General features: G+C 35.9%; 17 protein-coding genes, 1 pseudogene and 1 riboswitch. Of the genes and pseudogenes, 13 read left to right on the forward strand and 5 right to left on the reverse strand.

From position 1 onward, the window contains the following. The first annotated feature begins 4 nt into the window (after positions 1-4). From ACX9TM_RS01845 to pruA, 3 genes are all read left to right on the forward strand, one after another. Positions 5-1201 carry a CamS family sex pheromone protein gene (locus tag ACX9TM_RS01845; RefSeq protein WP_000717030.1) on the forward strand — a complete coding sequence of 399 codons (1197 nt, stop codon included), beginning with the start codon at positions 5-7 and terminating at the stop codon, positions 1199-1201. A gap of 96 nt (positions 1202-1297) precedes the next feature. Continuing rightward, complete coding sequence (locus ACX9TM_RS01850; RefSeq protein ID WP_000391974.1) at positions 1298-2068, forward strand: TSUP family transporter; 771 nt, start codon at positions 1298-1300, stop codon at positions 2066-2068. A gap of 154 nt (positions 2069-2222) precedes the next feature. Then, on the forward strand, positions 2223-3770 hold the full coding sequence (gene pruA, locus ACX9TM_RS01855; protein WP_000259555.1) for an L-glutamate gamma-semialdehyde dehydrogenase: 1548 nt from the start codon (positions 2223-2225) through the stop codon (positions 3768-3770). A 250-nt stretch (positions 3771-4020) separates the two neighbouring features. Here the strand turns inward: pruA and ACX9TM_RS01860 are convergent. Next, positions 4021-4586: pseudogene (locus tag ACX9TM_RS01860) on the reverse strand (cysteine hydrolase family protein). Positions 4587-4828: 242 nt separating this feature from the next. After that, positions 4829-4935, forward strand: a riboswitch (SAM riboswitch). A gap of 123 nt (positions 4936-5058) precedes the next feature. Here ACX9TM_RS01860 and ACX9TM_RS01865 point away from each other — a divergent pair. From ACX9TM_RS01865 to ACX9TM_RS01875, 3 genes are read left to right on the forward strand one after another with little or no spacing between them, the layout of a single operon-like run. Next, positions 5059-6078, forward strand: a complete 1020-nt coding sequence (locus ACX9TM_RS01865) for a methionine ABC transporter ATP-binding protein (protein WP_000622969.1) — start codon at positions 5059-5061, stop codon at positions 6076-6078. Next, positions 6068-6733: a methionine ABC transporter permease gene (locus tag ACX9TM_RS01870; RefSeq protein WP_001261865.1), complete on the forward strand. Its 666-nt coding sequence runs from the start codon at positions 6068-6070 to the stop codon at positions 6731-6733. Before ACX9TM_RS01865 ends, ACX9TM_RS01870 begins: the two co-directional genes overlap by 11 nt. A 21-nt stretch (positions 6734-6754) precedes the next feature. Then, complete coding sequence (locus ACX9TM_RS01875; RefSeq protein WP_000721575.1) at positions 6755-7597, forward strand: MetQ/NlpA family ABC transporter substrate-binding protein; 843 nt, start codon at positions 6755-6757, stop codon at positions 7595-7597. Between the two features lie 164 nt (positions 7598-7761). Here the strand turns inward: ACX9TM_RS01875 and ACX9TM_RS01880 are convergent, their stop codons facing one another. The 4 genes from ACX9TM_RS01880 to ACX9TM_RS01895 form a co-directional block, all read right to left on the reverse strand. Then, a complete protein-coding gene (locus ACX9TM_RS01880) occupies positions 7762-8229 on the reverse strand; it encodes an HXXEE domain-containing protein (RefSeq protein ID WP_002182395.1) in 468 nt (155 codons plus the stop codon). A gap of 61 nt (positions 8230-8290) precedes the next feature. After that, on the reverse strand, positions 8291-8482 hold the full coding sequence (locus ACX9TM_RS01885; RefSeq protein WP_000544103.1) for a DUF3926 domain-containing protein: 192 nt from the start codon (positions 8480-8482) through the stop codon (positions 8291-8293). Continuing rightward, positions 8475-9656 (reverse strand): ArsA family ATPase, encoded by a 1182-nt coding sequence (locus ACX9TM_RS01890; protein ID WP_072770312.1) that lies wholly within the window; start codon positions 9654-9656, stop codon positions 8475-8477. The genes ACX9TM_RS01885 and ACX9TM_RS01890 overlap by 8 nt, the downstream gene beginning before the upstream one ends. A 76-nt stretch (positions 9657-9732) precedes the next feature. Next, positions 9733-10215, reverse strand: coding sequence for a MarR family winged helix-turn-helix transcriptional regulator (locus ACX9TM_RS01895; RefSeq protein WP_065381960.1), 483 nt, complete (start codon positions 10213-10215; stop codon positions 9733-9735). Between the two features lie 231 nt (positions 10216-10446). On the opposite strand from ACX9TM_RS01895, the gene ACX9TM_RS01900 reads away from it, so the two are divergent. From ACX9TM_RS01900 to gabT, 7 genes are all read left to right on the forward strand, one after another. After that, positions 10447-10683 carry a YiaA/YiaB family inner membrane protein gene (locus ACX9TM_RS01900; protein ID WP_001254393.1) on the forward strand — a complete coding sequence of 79 codons (237 nt, stop codon included), beginning with the start codon at positions 10447-10449 and terminating at the stop codon, positions 10681-10683. Positions 10684-10824: 141 nt separating this feature from the next. Beyond that, positions 10825-11115, forward strand: coding sequence for an Asp-tRNA(Asn)/Glu-tRNA(Gln) amidotransferase subunit GatC (gene gatC / locus ACX9TM_RS01905; RefSeq protein WP_000086999.1), 291 nt, complete (start codon positions 10825-10827; stop codon positions 11113-11115). A gap of 15 nt (positions 11116-11130) precedes the next feature. Continuing rightward, entirely contained in the window at positions 11131-12588 is a 1458-nt protein-coding gene (gene gatA, locus ACX9TM_RS01910) for an Asp-tRNA(Asn)/Glu-tRNA(Gln) amidotransferase subunit GatA (RefSeq protein ID WP_000051433.1), read from the forward strand. A gap of 14 nt (positions 12589-12602) precedes the next feature. Next, complete coding sequence (gatB, locus tag ACX9TM_RS01915; protein WP_001047685.1) at positions 12603-14030, forward strand: Asp-tRNA(Asn)/Glu-tRNA(Gln) amidotransferase subunit GatB; 1428 nt, start codon at positions 12603-12605, stop codon at positions 14028-14030. A 557-nt stretch (positions 14031-14587) separates the two neighbouring features. Continuing rightward, positions 14588-15493, forward strand: a complete 906-nt coding sequence (locus ACX9TM_RS01920; protein WP_000977679.1) for a diacylglycerol kinase — start codon at positions 14588-14590, stop codon at positions 15491-15493. A 140-nt stretch (positions 15494-15633) separates the two neighbouring features. Beyond that, entirely contained in the window at positions 15634-16377 is a 744-nt protein-coding gene (locus tag ACX9TM_RS01925; RefSeq protein ID WP_000416672.1) for an HAD family hydrolase, read from the forward strand. Positions 16378-16531: 154 nt separating this feature from the next. Then, positions 16532-17896, forward strand: coding sequence for a 4-aminobutyrate--2-oxoglutarate transaminase (gene gabT / locus ACX9TM_RS01930; RefSeq protein WP_065381962.1), 1365 nt, complete (start codon positions 16532-16534; stop codon positions 17894-17896). The last annotated feature ends 23 nt before the right edge of the window (positions 17897-17919 follow it).

Below are 17919 nucleotides of genomic sequence, written 5' to 3' on the forward strand. Positions count from 1 at the left end.
TACCATGAAAAAAATAGCATTAGCGGTATTAAGCCTTGGCCTACTTGTAAGTGGGTGTAGTGCAGGTGCCGACAAAGATGAAAAAGTGGCTGAGAAATCGGGGAAAGCAAAAGAACAATCAGTTGTTCCAAAATACGCTATTTCGGATGAATATTATAAGACGACTATTCCATTTGATGGTGGAAATGCACGTGGTTTAGTGGTGCAAGGGTTAAATAGTCGTCTTGATATAGATGAATTTGAAACAGGGTTAATGCGAATTGCAAAAGAATCATTTAGTACGAAAGATAATTTTTTAAAAGGCGGAAAAGCTCTAGATACTCAAACTATACAGATGCTTGTTAAAAGAAAACGTACAGATGCTGAACAAAAGGAACTAGAGGACAAATTAAAAAAAGATGCAGTTAAATTTCCTAATATAGGATTAAACCCTGCATTAGGAACAGGATCCGAATCACTAGAAGTGAAAAATAAAAAAAATCCAATATATATTTCAAATATTTTAGAGCATGATTATTATGTGAAAAAAGGCGATAACGGCGAGGAACGCGTTGGTATGGTAGTTGGATTAGCAATGAATTCTGTTCAATATTTTAACGAAGAGCATGGTTATCCACGTGAAGCTGCAATCCCGGATGAAAAGATGTTAGCTGAAGGGAAAAAAATGGCGCAAGAAATTTTGAAAGTCATACATCAAAAAGAACCTGAAACCAAAAATATTCCAATAACATTTGCGATTTATCGCCAAGCTCCAAAGTCTTCGCTCGTGCCAGGTAACTTTGTTTCTTATGCAAATGCTGAAAAAGGTAGTGAAACGGTTGAAGATTGGCAACAAATTAATGAAAAATATTATTTGTTCCCATCAGAGCAAGCGAAAACAGATAATAAACGTGAAGACCTTGCAAGAGTATCCAACTTTAAGGCAAAACTAAGCGATTATTTCCAAGGCGACTATACAGCTGTTATTGGTACTGGTATGTATAGAGATGATGAATTAAGAGAAATGAAGCTTGATATTCCTGTCCAGTTTAATGGAAAAGCTGAAATAGTTGGTTTTACACAATATGTGGCAGGGCTTGTTATGGAATACTTCCCGAATTATATGAAAGTACAAGTAACGATTAAATCTGTAGAACGCCCAGAAGCTATTATTATACGTGAAGCAAAACAAGATGAACCACTTGTGAAGATTTTAGATTAAATATGAAGGCTGTTCCTCTATGGAACAGCTTTTTTTCTTATGTAATTTTGTTATAATTTAAAATGTTGTAAAAAATAGGGGTAAGGGGTAAAGCTCATGGAAGAATTAAGTTTTCAAGTCATTATTTTATTAATTGCATTCGGTTTTTTAGCAGCTTTTATTGATTCCGTTGTTGGAGGAGGAGGGTTAATTTCGCTTCCTGCGCTTATGTTTGTTGGCTTATCGCCAGCTTCGGCAATTGCAACGAATAAATTAGCGGCAACAATGGGGACGTTTACGAGTGCGATGTATTTTATTCGATCAGGAAAAGTTGATTTTAAAATTGTAGGAAAGTTAATCCCGTTAACTATTGTTGGAGCTGTTGCAGGTGCTTTAGTAGTAAAATTTATTCCACCGGATATTTTACGCCCATTAGTACTTGTAATGTTGGTATTTATTGCTATTTATATTATTGCAAAAAAGAATTGGGGAAGTGTGTCTACCTATAAGAAGATGACGCAAAGAAAAACATTAATATTTTTCTTTGCTATTTTAATGATAGGATTTTATGATGGATTTTTTGGACCAGGGACAGGGTCGTTTTTAATTTTTGCATTTTTATTAATTGGCTTGGATTTTATTCAAGCGGCAGCATCTGGAAAACTTTTGAACTTTGTTAGTAATATTGTATCTTTAATTACTTTTTTATTTTTAGATATAATTCATTTTGAATACGGTATTATCATGGGATTATCAATGATCTTAGGTGCTTATTTTGGATCGAAGTTTGCGGTTCAAAAAGGTGTTGGATATGTAAGGACTTTGTTTTTATTAGTTACTATATTATTGATCGGGAAAAATGTTTTGGAATATACTCATATTTTGTAGATTCATACGCATGTATGAATCTCTTTTTTTTATTATATTTTAAAAATTTATTAATTTTTAAAATATAAGTCTAGGAATATTTGAATAAATCTAAATTATCGTGTAGAATAATGTTGTAAAATGTAAACGTTTTTCTAAGGGGAGGCTAAAAAAAATGGTAGTAGCATACAAACATGAGCCATTTACAGATTTTTCAGTGGAGGCTAACAAATTAGCGTTTGAAGAAGGTTTAAAGAAAGTAGAATCTTATCTTGGACAAGACTATCCATTAATTATTGGGGGAGAAAAAATCACTACAGAAGACAAAATTGTTTCTGTAAACCCTGCAAATAAAGAGGAACTTGTTGGTCGTGTTTCAAAAGCAAGCCGTGAGTTAGCTGAAAAAGCAATGCAAGTAGCGGATGAAACATTCCAAACTTGGAGAAAATCAAAGCCAGAAATGCGTGCAGACATTTTATTCCGTGCTGCAGCAATCGTTCGTCGCAGAAAACATGAATTCTCTGCTATTCTTGTAAAAGAAGCAGGTAAGCCATGGAATGAGGCAGATGCTGATACAGCAGAAGCAATCGACTTTATGGAATATTATGGTCGTCAAATGTTAAAATTAAAAGACGGTATTCCAGTAGAAAGCCGTCCAATTGAATATAATCGTTTCTCTTACATTCCATTAGGAGTAGGTGTTATCATTTCTCCTTGGAACTTCCCATTCGCAATTATGGCAGGTATGACAACAGCTGCTTTAGTTTCTGGTAACACAGTATTACTAAAACCAGCTAGTACAACTCCTGTAGTAGCAGCGAAATTTATGGAAGTATTAGAAGAAGCTGGCTTACCAGCTGGCGTAGTAAACTTCGTTCCAGGTAACGGTTCTGAAGTTGGTGACTACTTAGTAGATCATCCTCGTACACGTTTCGTAAGCTTCACGGGATCTCGTGATGTAGGTATCCGCATCTATGAGCGTGCAGCGAAAGTAAACCCAGGACAAATTTGGTTAAAACGCGTTATCGCTGAAATGGGCGGTAAAGATACAATCGTTGTTGATAAAGAAGCAGATCTTGAATTAGCAGCTAAGTCTATCGTTGCATCAGCATTCGGATTCTCAGGACAAAAATGTTCTGCATGTTCTCGTGCAGTAATCCATGAAGATGTATATGATCATGTATTAAATCGTGCTGTTGAATTAACAAAAGAATTAACAGTTGCTAACCCAGCAGTATTAGGTACAAACATGGGTCCTGTTAATGACCAAGCTGCATTCGATAAAGTAATGAGCTATGTTGCAATTGGTAAAGAAGAAGGTAGAATCTTAGCAGGTGGCGAAGGAGACGATTCTAAAGGTTGGTTCATCCAACCAACAATCGTTGCTGACGTTGCAGAAGATGCTCGCTTAATGAAAGAAGAAATCTTCGGACCAGTAGTAGCATTCTGTAAAGCGAAAGACTTCGATCATGCACTTGCAATTGCAAATAATACGGAATACGGTTTAACAGGTGCTGTTATTACTAACAACCGTGACCATATTGAAAAAGCACGCGAAGACTTCCACGTTGGTAACTTATACTTCAACCGTGGATGTACTGGTGCAATCGTAGGTTACCAACCATTCGGTGGCTTTAACATGTCTGGTACAGACTCTAAAGCTGGTGGACCTGATTACTTAGCACTTCACATGCAAGCAAAAACTACTTCTGAAACTTTATAAGAAATAGTAGAGGAGCTCTTCACAGAATGTGAAGAGCTCCTTTTAAAATTGAAATCCTATATATTACCATCGTTCGAAGGGAATGAGCTAAAACCTATTAATAGCGGGATAAACATGTGAACAGAAATAAAATGATGAGAAAAGTTGACTTATTAGTCATATTTTTTAGTATTCATTTTGAGAATTTCCTGTATAATACAATTTGAAAGAAAATCTATGGTTCGACAAGGAACACTCCTTTCGGTTTTGCTCACTGAAAGGAGTGTTTTTTTATGTAGCTAAAAATTCTTGCGTGCTTATTACATTTGCATATACGCCATTTAAACTAGCTAAAATTGTATTGTGAATGTAAACAGCTGGTATAGTAGCGTTCTTAAAAGACAGGTCTTTTGTAGCACAAGCATCATGTATAACGGTACATTGAAAGCCAAAATCGAATGCAGCCCTTACTGTAGCATCGATACACATATGAGTCATCATCCCACATACAACGACATGTTCAATATTTAAACGTTTTAATTGCTCTAGAAGATTAGTTTCTCGGAAGCTATTTGGATAATGTTTGACTATAACTGTTTCTTCTCTAAGTGGACGTACGCTTTCGTGAATATGTACACCTTCTGTATTAGGTAGGAAAAAAGTAGCGTCATCTTTTATAGCTACGTGTTGGATATGAAAAATAGGTTCGCTGTTTGTTCTAAAGTGTTGTAATAACTGATTAGCATATTCGCTTGCTTCTACTGGATTACGCAATTCCATCTTTCCATTTGGAAAATAATCGTTTTGAATATCGATGAGTAAAAGAGCTGTTTTCATATATTTATCTTCCTCCGAGTTTCATATTCAAATAAATTTATTCAATTCGTAGAGAAGATTCTCCTGTTTAAAAATATGAGGAAGAAGAATTTTAAATAACCTTGAAAGTTACTATTTTCTCATGAATTTTCATCTGAAAATTTTAATAAAGGAATAATTAATATTTTTCTAAAAAATGTATTGACTCTTATTATTCTGAGTTCTATAATGAGAATTAATTAAACGACAATTAAATCGATACATTCTTATCCAGAGAGGTGGAGGGACTGGCCCTACGATACCTCAGCAACGGGTTTTTTTAATACCGTGCTAACTCCAGCAAGCCATATAAAGGCTTGGAAGATGAGAAGATGTGAACGAGTACATATAAGTGCTCTCCTTCTTATCTTTATGGTTGATAAGAAGGAGAGCACTTTTTATTTTACCTCGAAAGCTCTACTTCAAGTTTTTACAGCATATAGGAGGGGAAAAAATGATTTCTTTTAACAATGTAAGTAAAGTGTATGAATCAGCTGGGCAATCTGTTCATGCGGTGGAGGATGTAACATTATCAGTTGAGAAAGGCGAAATTTTTGGCATTATTGGTTTTAGTGGCGCTGGAAAGAGTACGTTATTACGCTTAGTAAATATGTTAGAGAGACCGACGGCAGGAACGATTTCAATAGATGATAAAGATATTACATCATTATCGACGAAAGAATTACGTAAACTGAGACAAAGAATTGGAATGATTTTCCAAAGTTTTAATTTATTTAATTCAAGAACAGTATTTGGAAATATTGCTTATCCATTAAAGTTAGCGAAAGTACCAAAGAATGAGATAAAAGAAAGAGTAAATGAACTGCTGAAGTTTGTAGGGTTAGAAGATAAAGCAAACTATTACCCAGAGCAGCTATCAGGTGGACAAAAGCAGCGTGTGGGCATTGCTAGAGCACTTGCGACATCGCCAGATATTCTTATATGTGATGAGGCAACATCAGCCTTAGATCCAGAAACAACGACAGAAATTCTAAACTTATTAAAGAAAGTAAATAGAGAATACAATTTAACAATTCTTCTTATTACACATGAAATGCATGTTGTGAAAGAAATTTGTCACCGTGTAGCTGTAATGGAGAAGGGAAAAGTTATTGAAGAAGGAAAACTGTTTGATGTTTTCACGCAACCAAAAACAAAGACGACTCAAAACTTTGTACGTTCTGTCATTAATGATCATTTACCGGAAAGTGTTCTAGCGAAAATTCAAAATGGTGGTCAAATTTATCGTCTAACATTTACTGGTGAGGAGACAGGACAGCCGGTACTATCATATATCGCAAAAAACTATAACGTCGATGTAAATGTACTGTACGGAAATATTATTGAACTTCAAAATGTGCTATTTGGAAATCTTCTTGTAGAGTTGCAAGGTGAGCAGAGGGAAATTCAAAAAGCATTACAACATCTAAGACTGCAAGTGCAGCTGAAGGAGGTAGAAGCTCATGCGAGTTGATTGGAGTATATTTTGGCCGCGCATACTAGATGCGACGGGGGATACCCTCTTAATGGTAATTGTAACCCTTATATTTGCTACAATTCTTGGTATACCTCTAGGTTTACTTTTATATGTAACGAGAAAAGGAAACTTTTTAGAAAATAAATGGGTCTTTTCTATTCTTAACATCATAATTAATACAATTCGTCCGGTACCATTCATTATCTTTTTAGTAGCCTTAAGTCCACTAACAAGAAGTGTTATCGGAACGACGATTGGAACAGCAGCGGCAATTTTCCCGATGACGTTAGTCGCATCAATTGGTATTGCTAGAATGGTTGAAACAAACCTTGTTTCCGTTCCGAAAGGAGTAATTGAAGCAGCGCAAGCAATGGGCGCCTCGCCAATTAGAATTGTTTTTGAAATCCTTGTACCAGAAGCGTTAGCACCATTAATCTTAGGTGTCACATTTATGACAGTTGGTTTAATTGAATTTTCTGCAGTTGCTGGGCTTGTCGGTGGTGGCGGTCTTGGTGATTTAGCAATGACATATGGTTATCAACGTTTTGATACATCAGTTATGTTCGTAACGGTCGTGTTACTTATTATTCTCGTACAGATAGCTCAAAATTTAGGAAATTACTTTGCGAAAGTCTTGTTACGTAGATCATAAAAAGGAAGAGAGGAAAAGAAAATGAAGAAAATTTTAGCATTTGCATTATCAGCGATTGTAGGGATTTCGGCGTTAAGTGGCTGCTCGGATGCAGGAGCAAAAGAGAAAACAGTTCGCATTGGTGTAACTGGAACGGATGGAAACGCTTGGGAAATTGTAAAGGGAAAAGCTGAAAAAGAAGGGATTAAAGTTAAACTGATTGAGTTCTCTGATTACACAACGCCAAATAAAGCGTTAGCTGATGGAGATATTGAACTAAACTCATTCCAGCATATTGCGTTCTTAGAGCAATTTAAAAAGGAACATAAGTTAGATATTACAGCTGTTGGTACAACACAAATTGCACCAATGGGTTTATACTCTGAAAAATATAAGAAATCAAATGAAATCCCAGATGGTTCAGAAATTGCAATTCCAAACGATCCAACGAACCAAGCACGTGCATTAAAACTTCTTGATGCAGCTGGATTATTAAAGCTGAAAAAGGATTTTGGTCTATTTGGAGATCCAAGTGGTATTGCTGAAAATCCGAAGAAATTAAAAATTACACCGGTTATCGCACAGCAAACACCTCGTGTGTTAAAAGATGTAGCGGCATCAGTTATTAATAACGGTGTTGCTGGTCAAGCTGGATTAGATCCAGCGAAGGATCCTATTTTCTTAGAAGATCCAAAGAATGAAAATGCGAAGCCTTATATTAATATTTTCGCAGCTCGTACGAAAGATAAAGATGATCCAACACTGAAAAAAGTAATTGAATTATACCATTCAAAAGAAGTAACAGATGCAATTAAGAAAGAAACAAATGATGGTTCAATTTCAGTAGATCTTTCACTTGAGGAGCTTGAAAAAATCGTAAAATAATGATTGGGTTTAATGGACTAACAGAAGGAACCCCTCCGCTGTTAGTTCGTTCAACATATAAACTTAACAAACAAACCCTAATTCTGTACCTTCCAATTTTGTATAACGTAGAATCCAATGTTTGTTAAGTAGAGTAATGGACCAGGAGTTTTCCTGGTCTTTTTTTATGAATGAAAATAGCTAGCGAACAGTAAGGTAATCCAAATTATAATGGGATAAGAAAATAAGCTGAAAAGGAGTGTAATTACGAATTGCTTTTGATGAATTAAGTGTTTTTTGGATAAAAAAAAGAAAATAGAAAAGAGAGTAATGAAAAATGCTGATATTACGCCGGGGTTATAGGAGCGATAAATGAAAAACAAAATAATATGTTGAACAGAGTTAAAGAAGATGGCCCCTTGTATAAAAATAATCCAGCATATAGAAGACAAGAAGTTAAGTTGATATAGAAAGACGATAAGTAATACAAAGATTGTTAATACGGAAATGGCAATGAAAAATTGTTGGCTAGTTATAAGACGGATTGAAAATTGATTAGCAAGATATTGTGGCATTTGGAAAGCTTCTTCAAGGTTATGAATGAAAAATAATAAGGGAATGATCCAGAGTATAGTAGTGGAATGCTTTTTCATCAACTTACATCACTCCAATAAGGTATAGAAAGCCTAAAAAAGGCCCTCTATACAGAGATAGTTATTCAATTATGATATTTTTTAAATTAACTTCATGATGATCTCGTTCTTTCGGATAAGCAGTTAGCTCCTCTTGCAAAATATTTAATATTTGCTTAGCTGATTGCTGGATTGGATTGGGTAGCTCATCTAATATATGCATCCCGACTTTTACTTTTGTACGAATTACCCTTCGTAGTAGTTCCTCATGCATGCACTACACCTCCAAACCGAATGTTTAGTATATCTTCTTCAAATTTTGCCCCTTGAATAGAAAGGTGTGTTAACGTTTTTGGCAATGTAATATTTCGTTTCACAGAGCCAGCTCGAATAATTAGCTCATCACCTTTTTGATTTAATGAAAGTTCACTTTTGTTTGAGAAGGGAATAGAAAGAATGAAAATATAATCATCGCCATCTTTTCTTATATATTGTGTGCGGCCGTTAAATTTCACTTCAGTAGGACAATGATCAGTTTTAAATAAAGCATCTCCTACACGCTCTAACATGGGTAAACCAACAACTTCTTGTTCAAACATTGGAGCTTCGTAAATAGGAAGTGGATCAAAACTATTTTGAATTAATGTTTTATATTTCTTTTGCGTATCTTTCCATGCTTGAAAATAAGGATCGGTGACGGTGTTAGGGATGACGCGATTAATCATAATGGCATCTACGTTATAATCGTATAAATTTAAATAAGTAAAGCTACGCTGAGCTTCTTTAATGACCATTTTTTCAGGATTTACAACGATGCGGATACTTGTTACTTCTCGGTTTGATAAAATATCTCTCATTTCTCCGAGCTGTTCAAGTGTATTTGTTAATTCGTCCATAATATCATCGGTTGGAAGAGGGACACCAAGGAGTGGTTGAGCTACAGGACGAACGACTTTTAAAACTTTTCTTTTAATAGGAAACAATTTTTCCATCCACCAGCCGAGCATGTCTGGAAAGCTTAGCATTGCTAATGTTTCTCCTGTTGGAGCACAATCAATAATGATAACATCATATGTGTTTTGTTTATAATAATCGAGTACGCGAAGTAAGCTAATTAAATCTTCCATACCAGGAAACATCGTTAATTCTTCTGTTGTAATATCATCGGCTGCTTTGGAAGTGAAGAGTAGTGTAATATATTTCTGTAATTTTCCCCATCCTTTTTCCATCTCATAAATCGTATTAATTTCTTGTGCCCACAAATTTTCACGAATTTCTAATGGCTCAGAAGATAGCTTTATACCAAATGAATCTCCTAAACTATGAGCGGGATCTGTACTCATGACTAAAGTTTTTAATCCTTTTTTTGCGCTTTGAATTGCTGTTGCTGCTGAAATGCTAGTTTTTCCTACGCCGCCTTTACCTGTATACAAAATAATTCTCATCATTCATATCTCCTTTGTTTCGAATATCGAATATTACGAGTCTCGAAGTAAATGATTGAATAAAAACCCAGATAGGGTTTTATTCAATCGGAATGTTTTTCATTTTAGGTGTAGAAACTTTTTCTTCTGTTTTTTGCTGTGACGTAGCAATGTGATTCATAATCTTTTGGAAGGTTTGTAGTAAGAATGCTTTTTCTTCTTCTGACAATGCTTCTGTCACTAAGCTAAAGTAGTGGGCTGCATTTTGTTTTACTTCTTGAACGAGCATTACGCCGTTTTCTGTTAACCGAATTAATACAATACGTCGGTCGTTTTCATCACGGTAGCGCTCAATATATCCCTTTTTTACAAGACGATTTACAACGCCCGTCGTTGTACTCATCGGTATATCAAGAAGGTCAGCAATTTTCGTCATTGTAATATCTGTATTTCGTTCCATCCAAAGTAAACAAAATACTTCTGTTTTAGAAAGTGTTAAATCTAGGCTTACCCATTCTTCAGGATAGAAAAGTTTCTTGGCGTTATCTAGCAGTAAGTCTAAAAAATGTTCATATTGCAACAATTAATTCCACTCCCGTATATTTCGAGGTTCGTAATATTTATTTTTATTTTATGTAGAATAGAAAAAATTGTCAATGATTTTAATTATTTTTTCAGATTAGACAGAAAACTTTCTTTAAAATAGTATTCTTTTATGATAGATTTATAAATATAAAACTAGAATTTACATAAAAATCCATCATGGTAAATATACTTATCTATAATGGGTATACAGCTAACGAGGGGGAGAACGATGAGAAGACGTAATACGCAAGCGTTCACATTTTTAGCATGGACTTCATTTGTTTGTGCGCTTTCAGGTATGCTAATTGGGATTTATACGTTAGATGAAACGCTTAGTGTAAAAGGATACTATTTAATTGGAACATTATTTTTAACGATGTCTTGTTTTGTATTACAAAAAACAATTCGTGATAATGAAGAAGATAACGAGAGATTTCCAAAAAATAAACCGTTAGATAAAGAGTAAATTGTAAAGAAAGGCATTTGCCTTTCTTTTTTTATGTAAAAATGGCGTAAGTACTCTGTGTTGACTTGCTTGAAGTACTGAAAATTTGGTATCATCAATAGTATTGTAGATTGAACGATATATTATGGAGGTGGCCTAGCCGTGTCAAGAATTTCCGTTGAGAATGTAAAGCACGTAGCACATTTAGCACGTCTTGCAATTACTGATCAAGAAGCAGAAAAATTTCAAAAACAACTAGATGCAATTGTTACATTTGCAGAACAGTTAAATGAATTAGATACAACAGATGTAAAACCAACAACTCATGTATTAACTATGAAAAATGTTATGCGTGAAGATGTACCAGAAAAAGGTTTACCAGTTGAAGAAGTATTAAAAAATGCACCGGATCACAAAGATAATCAAATCCGTGTTCCAGCAGTATTAGAATAGAGGAGGGGAATTTCGATGTCATTATTTGATCATTCAGTATCAGAGTTACATAAGAAGTTAAACAACAAAGAAATTTCCGTTACGGATTTAGTAGAAGAATCTTACAAACGTATTGCGGATGTTGAAGATAACGTAAAAGCCTTTCTTACATTAGATGAAGAAAATGCACGCGCAAAAGCGAAAGAATTAGATGCAAAAATCGGCGCTGAAGATAATGGTTTATTATTCGGTATGCCAATTGGTGTAAAAGATAACATTGTAACTAACGGTCTTCGTACAACTTGTGCAAGCAAAATATTAGCAAACTTCGATCCAATTTATGATGCGACAGTTGTGCAAAAGCTAAAAGCTGCTGACACAATTACAATCGGTAAATTAAACATGGACGAGTTCGCAATGGGTTCTTCAAATGAAAACTCAGGATTCTACGCTACGAAAAACCCATGGAACTTAGATTACGTTCCAGGCGGATCTAGTGGTGGTTCTGCAGCAGCTGTAGCAGCAGGAGAAGTACTATTCTCTCTAGGTTCTGATACGGGTGGTTCTATCCGTCAGCCAGCTGCATATTGCGGTGTTGTAGGTTTAAAACCAACTTACGGACGCGTATCTCGTTACGGATTAGTAGCATTCGCATCTTCACTTGACCAAATCGGACCGATTACACGTACAGTAGAAGACAATGCATACTTATTACAAGCTATTTCAGGTATTGACCGCATGGATGCAACTTCTGCAAACGTTGAAGTTGGAAACTATTTAGCTGGTTTAACAGGCGATGTTAAAGGTTTACGCATTGCTGTACCGAAAGAATACTTAGGCGAAGGTGTTGGCGAAGAAGCTCGTGAGTCAGTACTAGCTGCTTTAAAAGTATTAGAAGGTATGGGCGCAACTTGGGAGGAAGTATCTCTTCCACACTCTAAATACGCTCTAGCAACGTATTACTTACTATCTTCTTCTGAAGCATCTGCTAACCTTTCACGCTTTGATGGCGTGCGTTACGGTGTTCGTTCTGATAATGTAAATAACTTATTAGATCTTTACAAAAACACACGTAGTGAAGGTTTCGGTGATGAAGTTAAACGTCGTATTATGCTTGGTACATTTGCTCTTAGCTCTGGTTACTATGATGCATATTACAAAAAAGCACAACAAGTACGTACATTAATTAAGAACGACTTTGAAAATGTATTTGCTAACTATGATGTTATTATTGGACCAACAACACCAACTCCGGCATTTAAAGTGGGAGAAAAAGTTGACGATCCAATGACAATGTATGCAAATGACATTTTAACAATCCCAGTAAACTTAGCGGGTGTTCCAGCGATTTCAGTTCCATGTGGATTCGGTGCTAACAACATGCCACTTGGTCTACAAATCATTGGTAAACACTTCGATGAAGCGACAATTTACCGCGTTGCACATGCGTTTGAGCAAGCAACAGACTATCATACAAAAAAAGCAAGTCTGTAAGGAGGCGAGCATAGATGAATTTAGAAACAATTATTGGTTTAGAGGTTCACGTTGAGTTAAAAACAAATTCGAAAATTTTCTCTGCGAGTCCAACAGAATTCGGAGCGGAGCCAAATACACAAACAAGTGTAATTGACTTAGGATACCCAGGGGTACTTCCTACTTTAAATAAAGAAGCAGTTAACTTTGCGATGAAAGCTGCAATGGCATTAAACTGTGAAATCGCAACGGAAACGAAGTTTGACCGTAAAAACTATTTCTATCCAGATAACCCGAAAGCTTACCAAATCTCTCAATTTGATAAGCCAATTGGTGAAAATGGTTGGATTGAAATCGAAGTAGACGGTAAAAAGAAACGTATCGGTATTACACGTCTTCATTTAGAAGAAGATGCTGGTAAATCAACGCATACAGCTGATGGTTCATTAGTAGACTACAACCGTCAAGGTATGCCTTTAATCGAGATCGTATCTGAGCCAGATATGCGTACGCCAGAAGAAGCATATGCATACTTAGAGAAGTTAAAATCAATCATTCAATACACTGGTGTATCTGATTGTAAGATGGAAGAAGGTTCCTTACGTTGTGATGCGAACATTTCTCTTCGTCCAGTTGGACAAGAGAAGTTCGGTACAAAAGCGGAACTGAAAAACTTAAACTCATTCACTTACGTACAAAAAGGTCTTGAGCACGAGCAAGTGCGCCAAGAAAAAGAACTGTTATCTGGTGGTATCATCCAACAAGAAACACGTCGTTATGATGAAGCAACGAAGAAAACAATCTTAATGCGTGTGAAAGAAGGATCTGACGATTACCGTTACTTCCCGGAGCCAGACTTAGTTGAACTTTACATTGATGATGAGTGGAAAGAAGCAGTTCGAGCTTCTATTCCAGAACTTCCAGATGCACGTAAAGCTCGCTACGTTGCAGAACTAGGCTTACCAGCTTATGATGCACACGTGTTAACATTAACGAAAGAGATGTCTGATTTCTTTGAAGCAACTGTTGCAGACGGTGCTGATGCGAAATTAACATCGAACTGGTTAATGGGTGAAGTACTTGCATACTTAAACAAACAACAAAAAGAATTAAAAGACGTTGCATTAACGCCTGCTGGTTTATCTAAAATGGTTCAATTAATTGAAAAAGGTACAATTTCTTCTAAAATCGCGAAGAAAGTATTTAATGAATTAATTGAAAAAGGTGGAGACCCAGAAGAAATCGTTAAAGCGAAAGGTCTTGTTCAAATTTCTGACGAGGGTACACTTCGTAAAGTTGTAACAGAAATTCTTGATAATAATGAGCAATCTATCGAAGACTTTAAAAACGGTAAAGACCGTGCAATTGGCTTCTTAGTTGGTCAAATTATGAAAGCTACAAAAGGACAAGCAAATCCACCGCTTGTTAACAAAATCTTACTTGAAGAGATTAATAAGCGATAATAGTAGTAACTTTTAAAGATTAAGCAGAAAAACACCCGTACATGGGTGTTTTTCTAGGTTAATCAAACGTTTGTTTAAATGAGACAAAATCGTTTAAACAAACGTTTGATTAACTGTCAAAAGTGGAAAAATGTTTGTATAGCAACTATGGTATGATAGTTGCAAAAAGGTGGGAATAATGATAAATCTAAACATAGAGGTTTTTTTCATCTCATGAAATAATAGATAGTTATTATTCGTTATATGTAAATTTTTATGGAAGAATGGATAGAAATAAAGTGAAACTTTAATCAGTGGGAGGTTCATCCAACACTGATTATTAGCCCTCACCAATCGGGCATTTACTGCCCGCAAATAGCGGGATAAATTTTGGGGTCAAATAAAAAACCATTGAAATGAATATTTACTTTTGATGGACTACACGAATCGGGTTCTTACTGCCTGTTTGAGCGGGATAAAAGAAGGATAGCAAGATGAGAGGAGGTAGGCATGGGAATACTGAATAGAAGTTCAGTATGTTCTTTTTCGATACATAAAGAAATTTCCTGTGCTAATAAATGATGAAGCGAGCAAGAATTATTTATAATCCTACTTCTGGGCGTGAGCTATTTAAGAAGAGCTTACCAGAAGTATTACAAAAATTAGAACAAGCTGGCTATGAGACATCTTGTCATGCGACAACGGGTCCTGGAGACGCTACTGTGGCGGCGAGGCAAGCTGCGGATCGTAAGTTTGATGTTGTTATTGCGGCTGGTGGCGACGGTACGTTAAATGAAGTAGTAAACGGTTTAGTTGGGCATGAATTCCGTCCGAAATTTGGAATTATTCCAGTTGGAACGACAAATGACTTTGCACGTGCAATTGGTGTACCTCGTTCTATTGAAGAGGCAGCAGATATTATTTGCGAAGGAAAAACAGTGCCATTAGACCTTGGTAGAGCGAACGATACATATTTTATTAACATCGCTGGTGGCGGTCGTATTACAGAATTAACATACGAAGTACCGAGTAAGTTAAAGACAGTATTAGGGCAGCTTGCTTATTACCTAAAAGGTATCGAGATGTTACCATCATTGCATCCGACGTATGTTGAAATTGAGTATGATGGAAAGTTACTACAAGAAGAAATTACGATGTTTTTAATTACGAATACTCGTTCAGTAGGTGGATTTGAAAAGGTAGCACCGTATGCATCTATTAACGATGGGTTATTTGACCTATTAGTACTGAAAAAAGGTTCTATCGCTGATTTAATTAAAGCAGCAACACAAGCACAACGTGGTGAACATATTAATAATCCAAAAGTGTTATATACACAAGCGAACCGCATTAAAGTACATTCACCAGATAAACTAATGATTAATTTAGATGGTGAGTATGGTGGAGATGCACCGATGGAATTCGAAAATATATATCATTGTTTAGAACTATTTGTTCCTGAACATCAAGAGGATGCCCTGTAAAGGCATCCTTTTTTACTTTGTTAAAATGAATTGTAAATTGGGAGTTAGTTTGATTTTTATGGTATTTTTACAATTCTTTTATTTTACATCCATATTTTATTGATACACTGGAGGAGATAAGAAACGAGAGGTAGGATGCTATGGAGAAGGTAAAGGCGATATTATTTGATAAAGATGGGACATTAATGGATTTTCATTCAATATGGATAAAAGTAGCTGAAGAACTTGTAGCTGAATGTATAAGTTTATATCATTTACCAAGTACAATGCGGCAGACCTTATTAGAAGAGATTGGTGTAGAGGGAGCATTTGTTAATCCAAGGAGTGCAATAGCTGCTGGAACAAGCCTTGATGTAGCGAAGGGGCTTTGTAATTATATTGAGTCTGCTAGAGAAGAAGAGATGCATCAGTGGGTAAGTGAGAAGTTATTTTCCCTTATGTATGAGCATCGTTCGCATATGAAAATGACAGCAGACTTACCGAAAGTGTTACAGGCATTAAAAGATAAAGGATTTATATTAGGGGTTGTCACGGCGGATGATTTCGCACCAACAGAATTATTTTTAAAACAATATAAGTTGGAGAACTTTTTTGATTATATTATAGCCTCGGATACATTCCCTGCGCAAAAACCAGATAAAAAGATTATAGAAGTGTTTTGTGAGAAATTTAATTTAGAATCATGTGAGGTTGCGGTTGTTGGAGATACGCCAACTGATTTACATTTAGCTAAAAATGGCGATTGCTATGCAATTGGGGTGCTATCTGGTACAGGAGACCGTCCAACATTAGAACCACTTGCTGATTTAGTGTTAGATTCTGTTGGAGAGTTTATTTCTCAATCGGGTGAGTTTTTCTGGGAGAAAGAAAAGTCTAATGTGTAAGGAAAATAAGTCTATAAAGACTCTTAATGAGTCTTTATAGACTTATTTTTTATGCCTGGATACAAAGAATATAGGATAAATGCTAGAAAAGAAAGTTGGCATATATTTTGCAATAAAAAGAGAAAACAATGTAAAGAAAAGGATGGGGTACGCAATGAACACAAAAAAATTTGCTAAAGTAAATGAACAAATTCCAGGACCGAAAGCGGCATCTTTATTAGAACGCCGTCAAAATATAGTACCAAAAGGAGTAAGTAACGGCATCCCAACGTTTGTACAATCTGCCAATGGTGCTCTTGTAACAGATGTTGATGGCAATCAGTACATTGATTTTGCAGGAGCAATCGGGACAATTAACGTAGGGCATTGTCATCCAACGGTTAAAGAAGCGCTCCATAAACAAGTCGATCAATACATTCATACTGGATTTAACATCATGATGTATGAGCCATATATTGAATTAGCAGAAAAGCTTGCGGCATTGGCACCAGGAAGTTTCGATAAGCAAGTCCTGTTTTTAAATAGTGGTGCAGAAGCAGTTGAGAACGCGGTGAAAATCGCTCGTAAATATACGAAGAGACCTGGTATTATCGCATTTTCTAAAGGTTTCCACGGGCGTACATTAATGACAATGACGATGACAAGTAAAGTGAAGCCATATAAATTTGGGTTTGGTCCCTTTGCTCCAGAAGTATATAAAGCGCCATTTCCATACGAATACCGTCGCCCAGAGGGATTAACGGAAGAGCAGTATGATGATTTTATTATTGAAGAGTTTAAGAACTTCTTCATATCGGAAGTAGCACCAGAAACAATTGCAGCTGTTGTAATGGAACCTGTTCAAGGGGAAGGTGGATTTATCGTCCCAAGTAAGAAATTTGTTCAAGAAGTACGCCGCATTTGTTCAGAGAACGGCATCTTATTTGTAGCGGATGAAATACAAACAGGCTTTAGTCGTACAGGAAAATATTTTGCAATTGATCACTATGATGTCGTTCCAGATTTAATTACAGTGTCTAAATCATTAGGTGCTGGTGTACCGATAAGTGGTGTCATTGGACGTAAAGAAATTATGAATGAGTCTGCACCAGGTGAACTTGGTGGAACGTATGCAGGAAGTCCATTAGGATGTGCGGCTGCATTAGCTGTTCTCGATGTAATAGAAAATGAGAAATTAAATGATAGAGCGATAGAATTAGGAAAAGTCGTAATGAACCGATTCGAAGAGATGAAAAATAAATATCATTGCATCGGTGATGTGCGTGGGTTAGGCGCAATGTGTGCATTTGAGGTCGTTCAAGATCGTAAGACGAAAGCACCTGACAAAACGTTAACGGCTAATCTATGTGCAGAAGCAAATAAGCGTGGGTTACTGTTATTATCAGCAGGGACATATGGAAATGTTATCCGTGTGTTAATGCCTTTAGTTATTACAGATGAGCAACTTGAAGAAGGTTTAACAATAATTGAAGAATCATTGCAAGCTTGTTATGAGCAAACAAACATCGCTCGCGTTTAAAAACTGAAGTATAAATAGCAAAC

Source organism: Bacillus sp. LH1 (assembly GCF_057924895.1).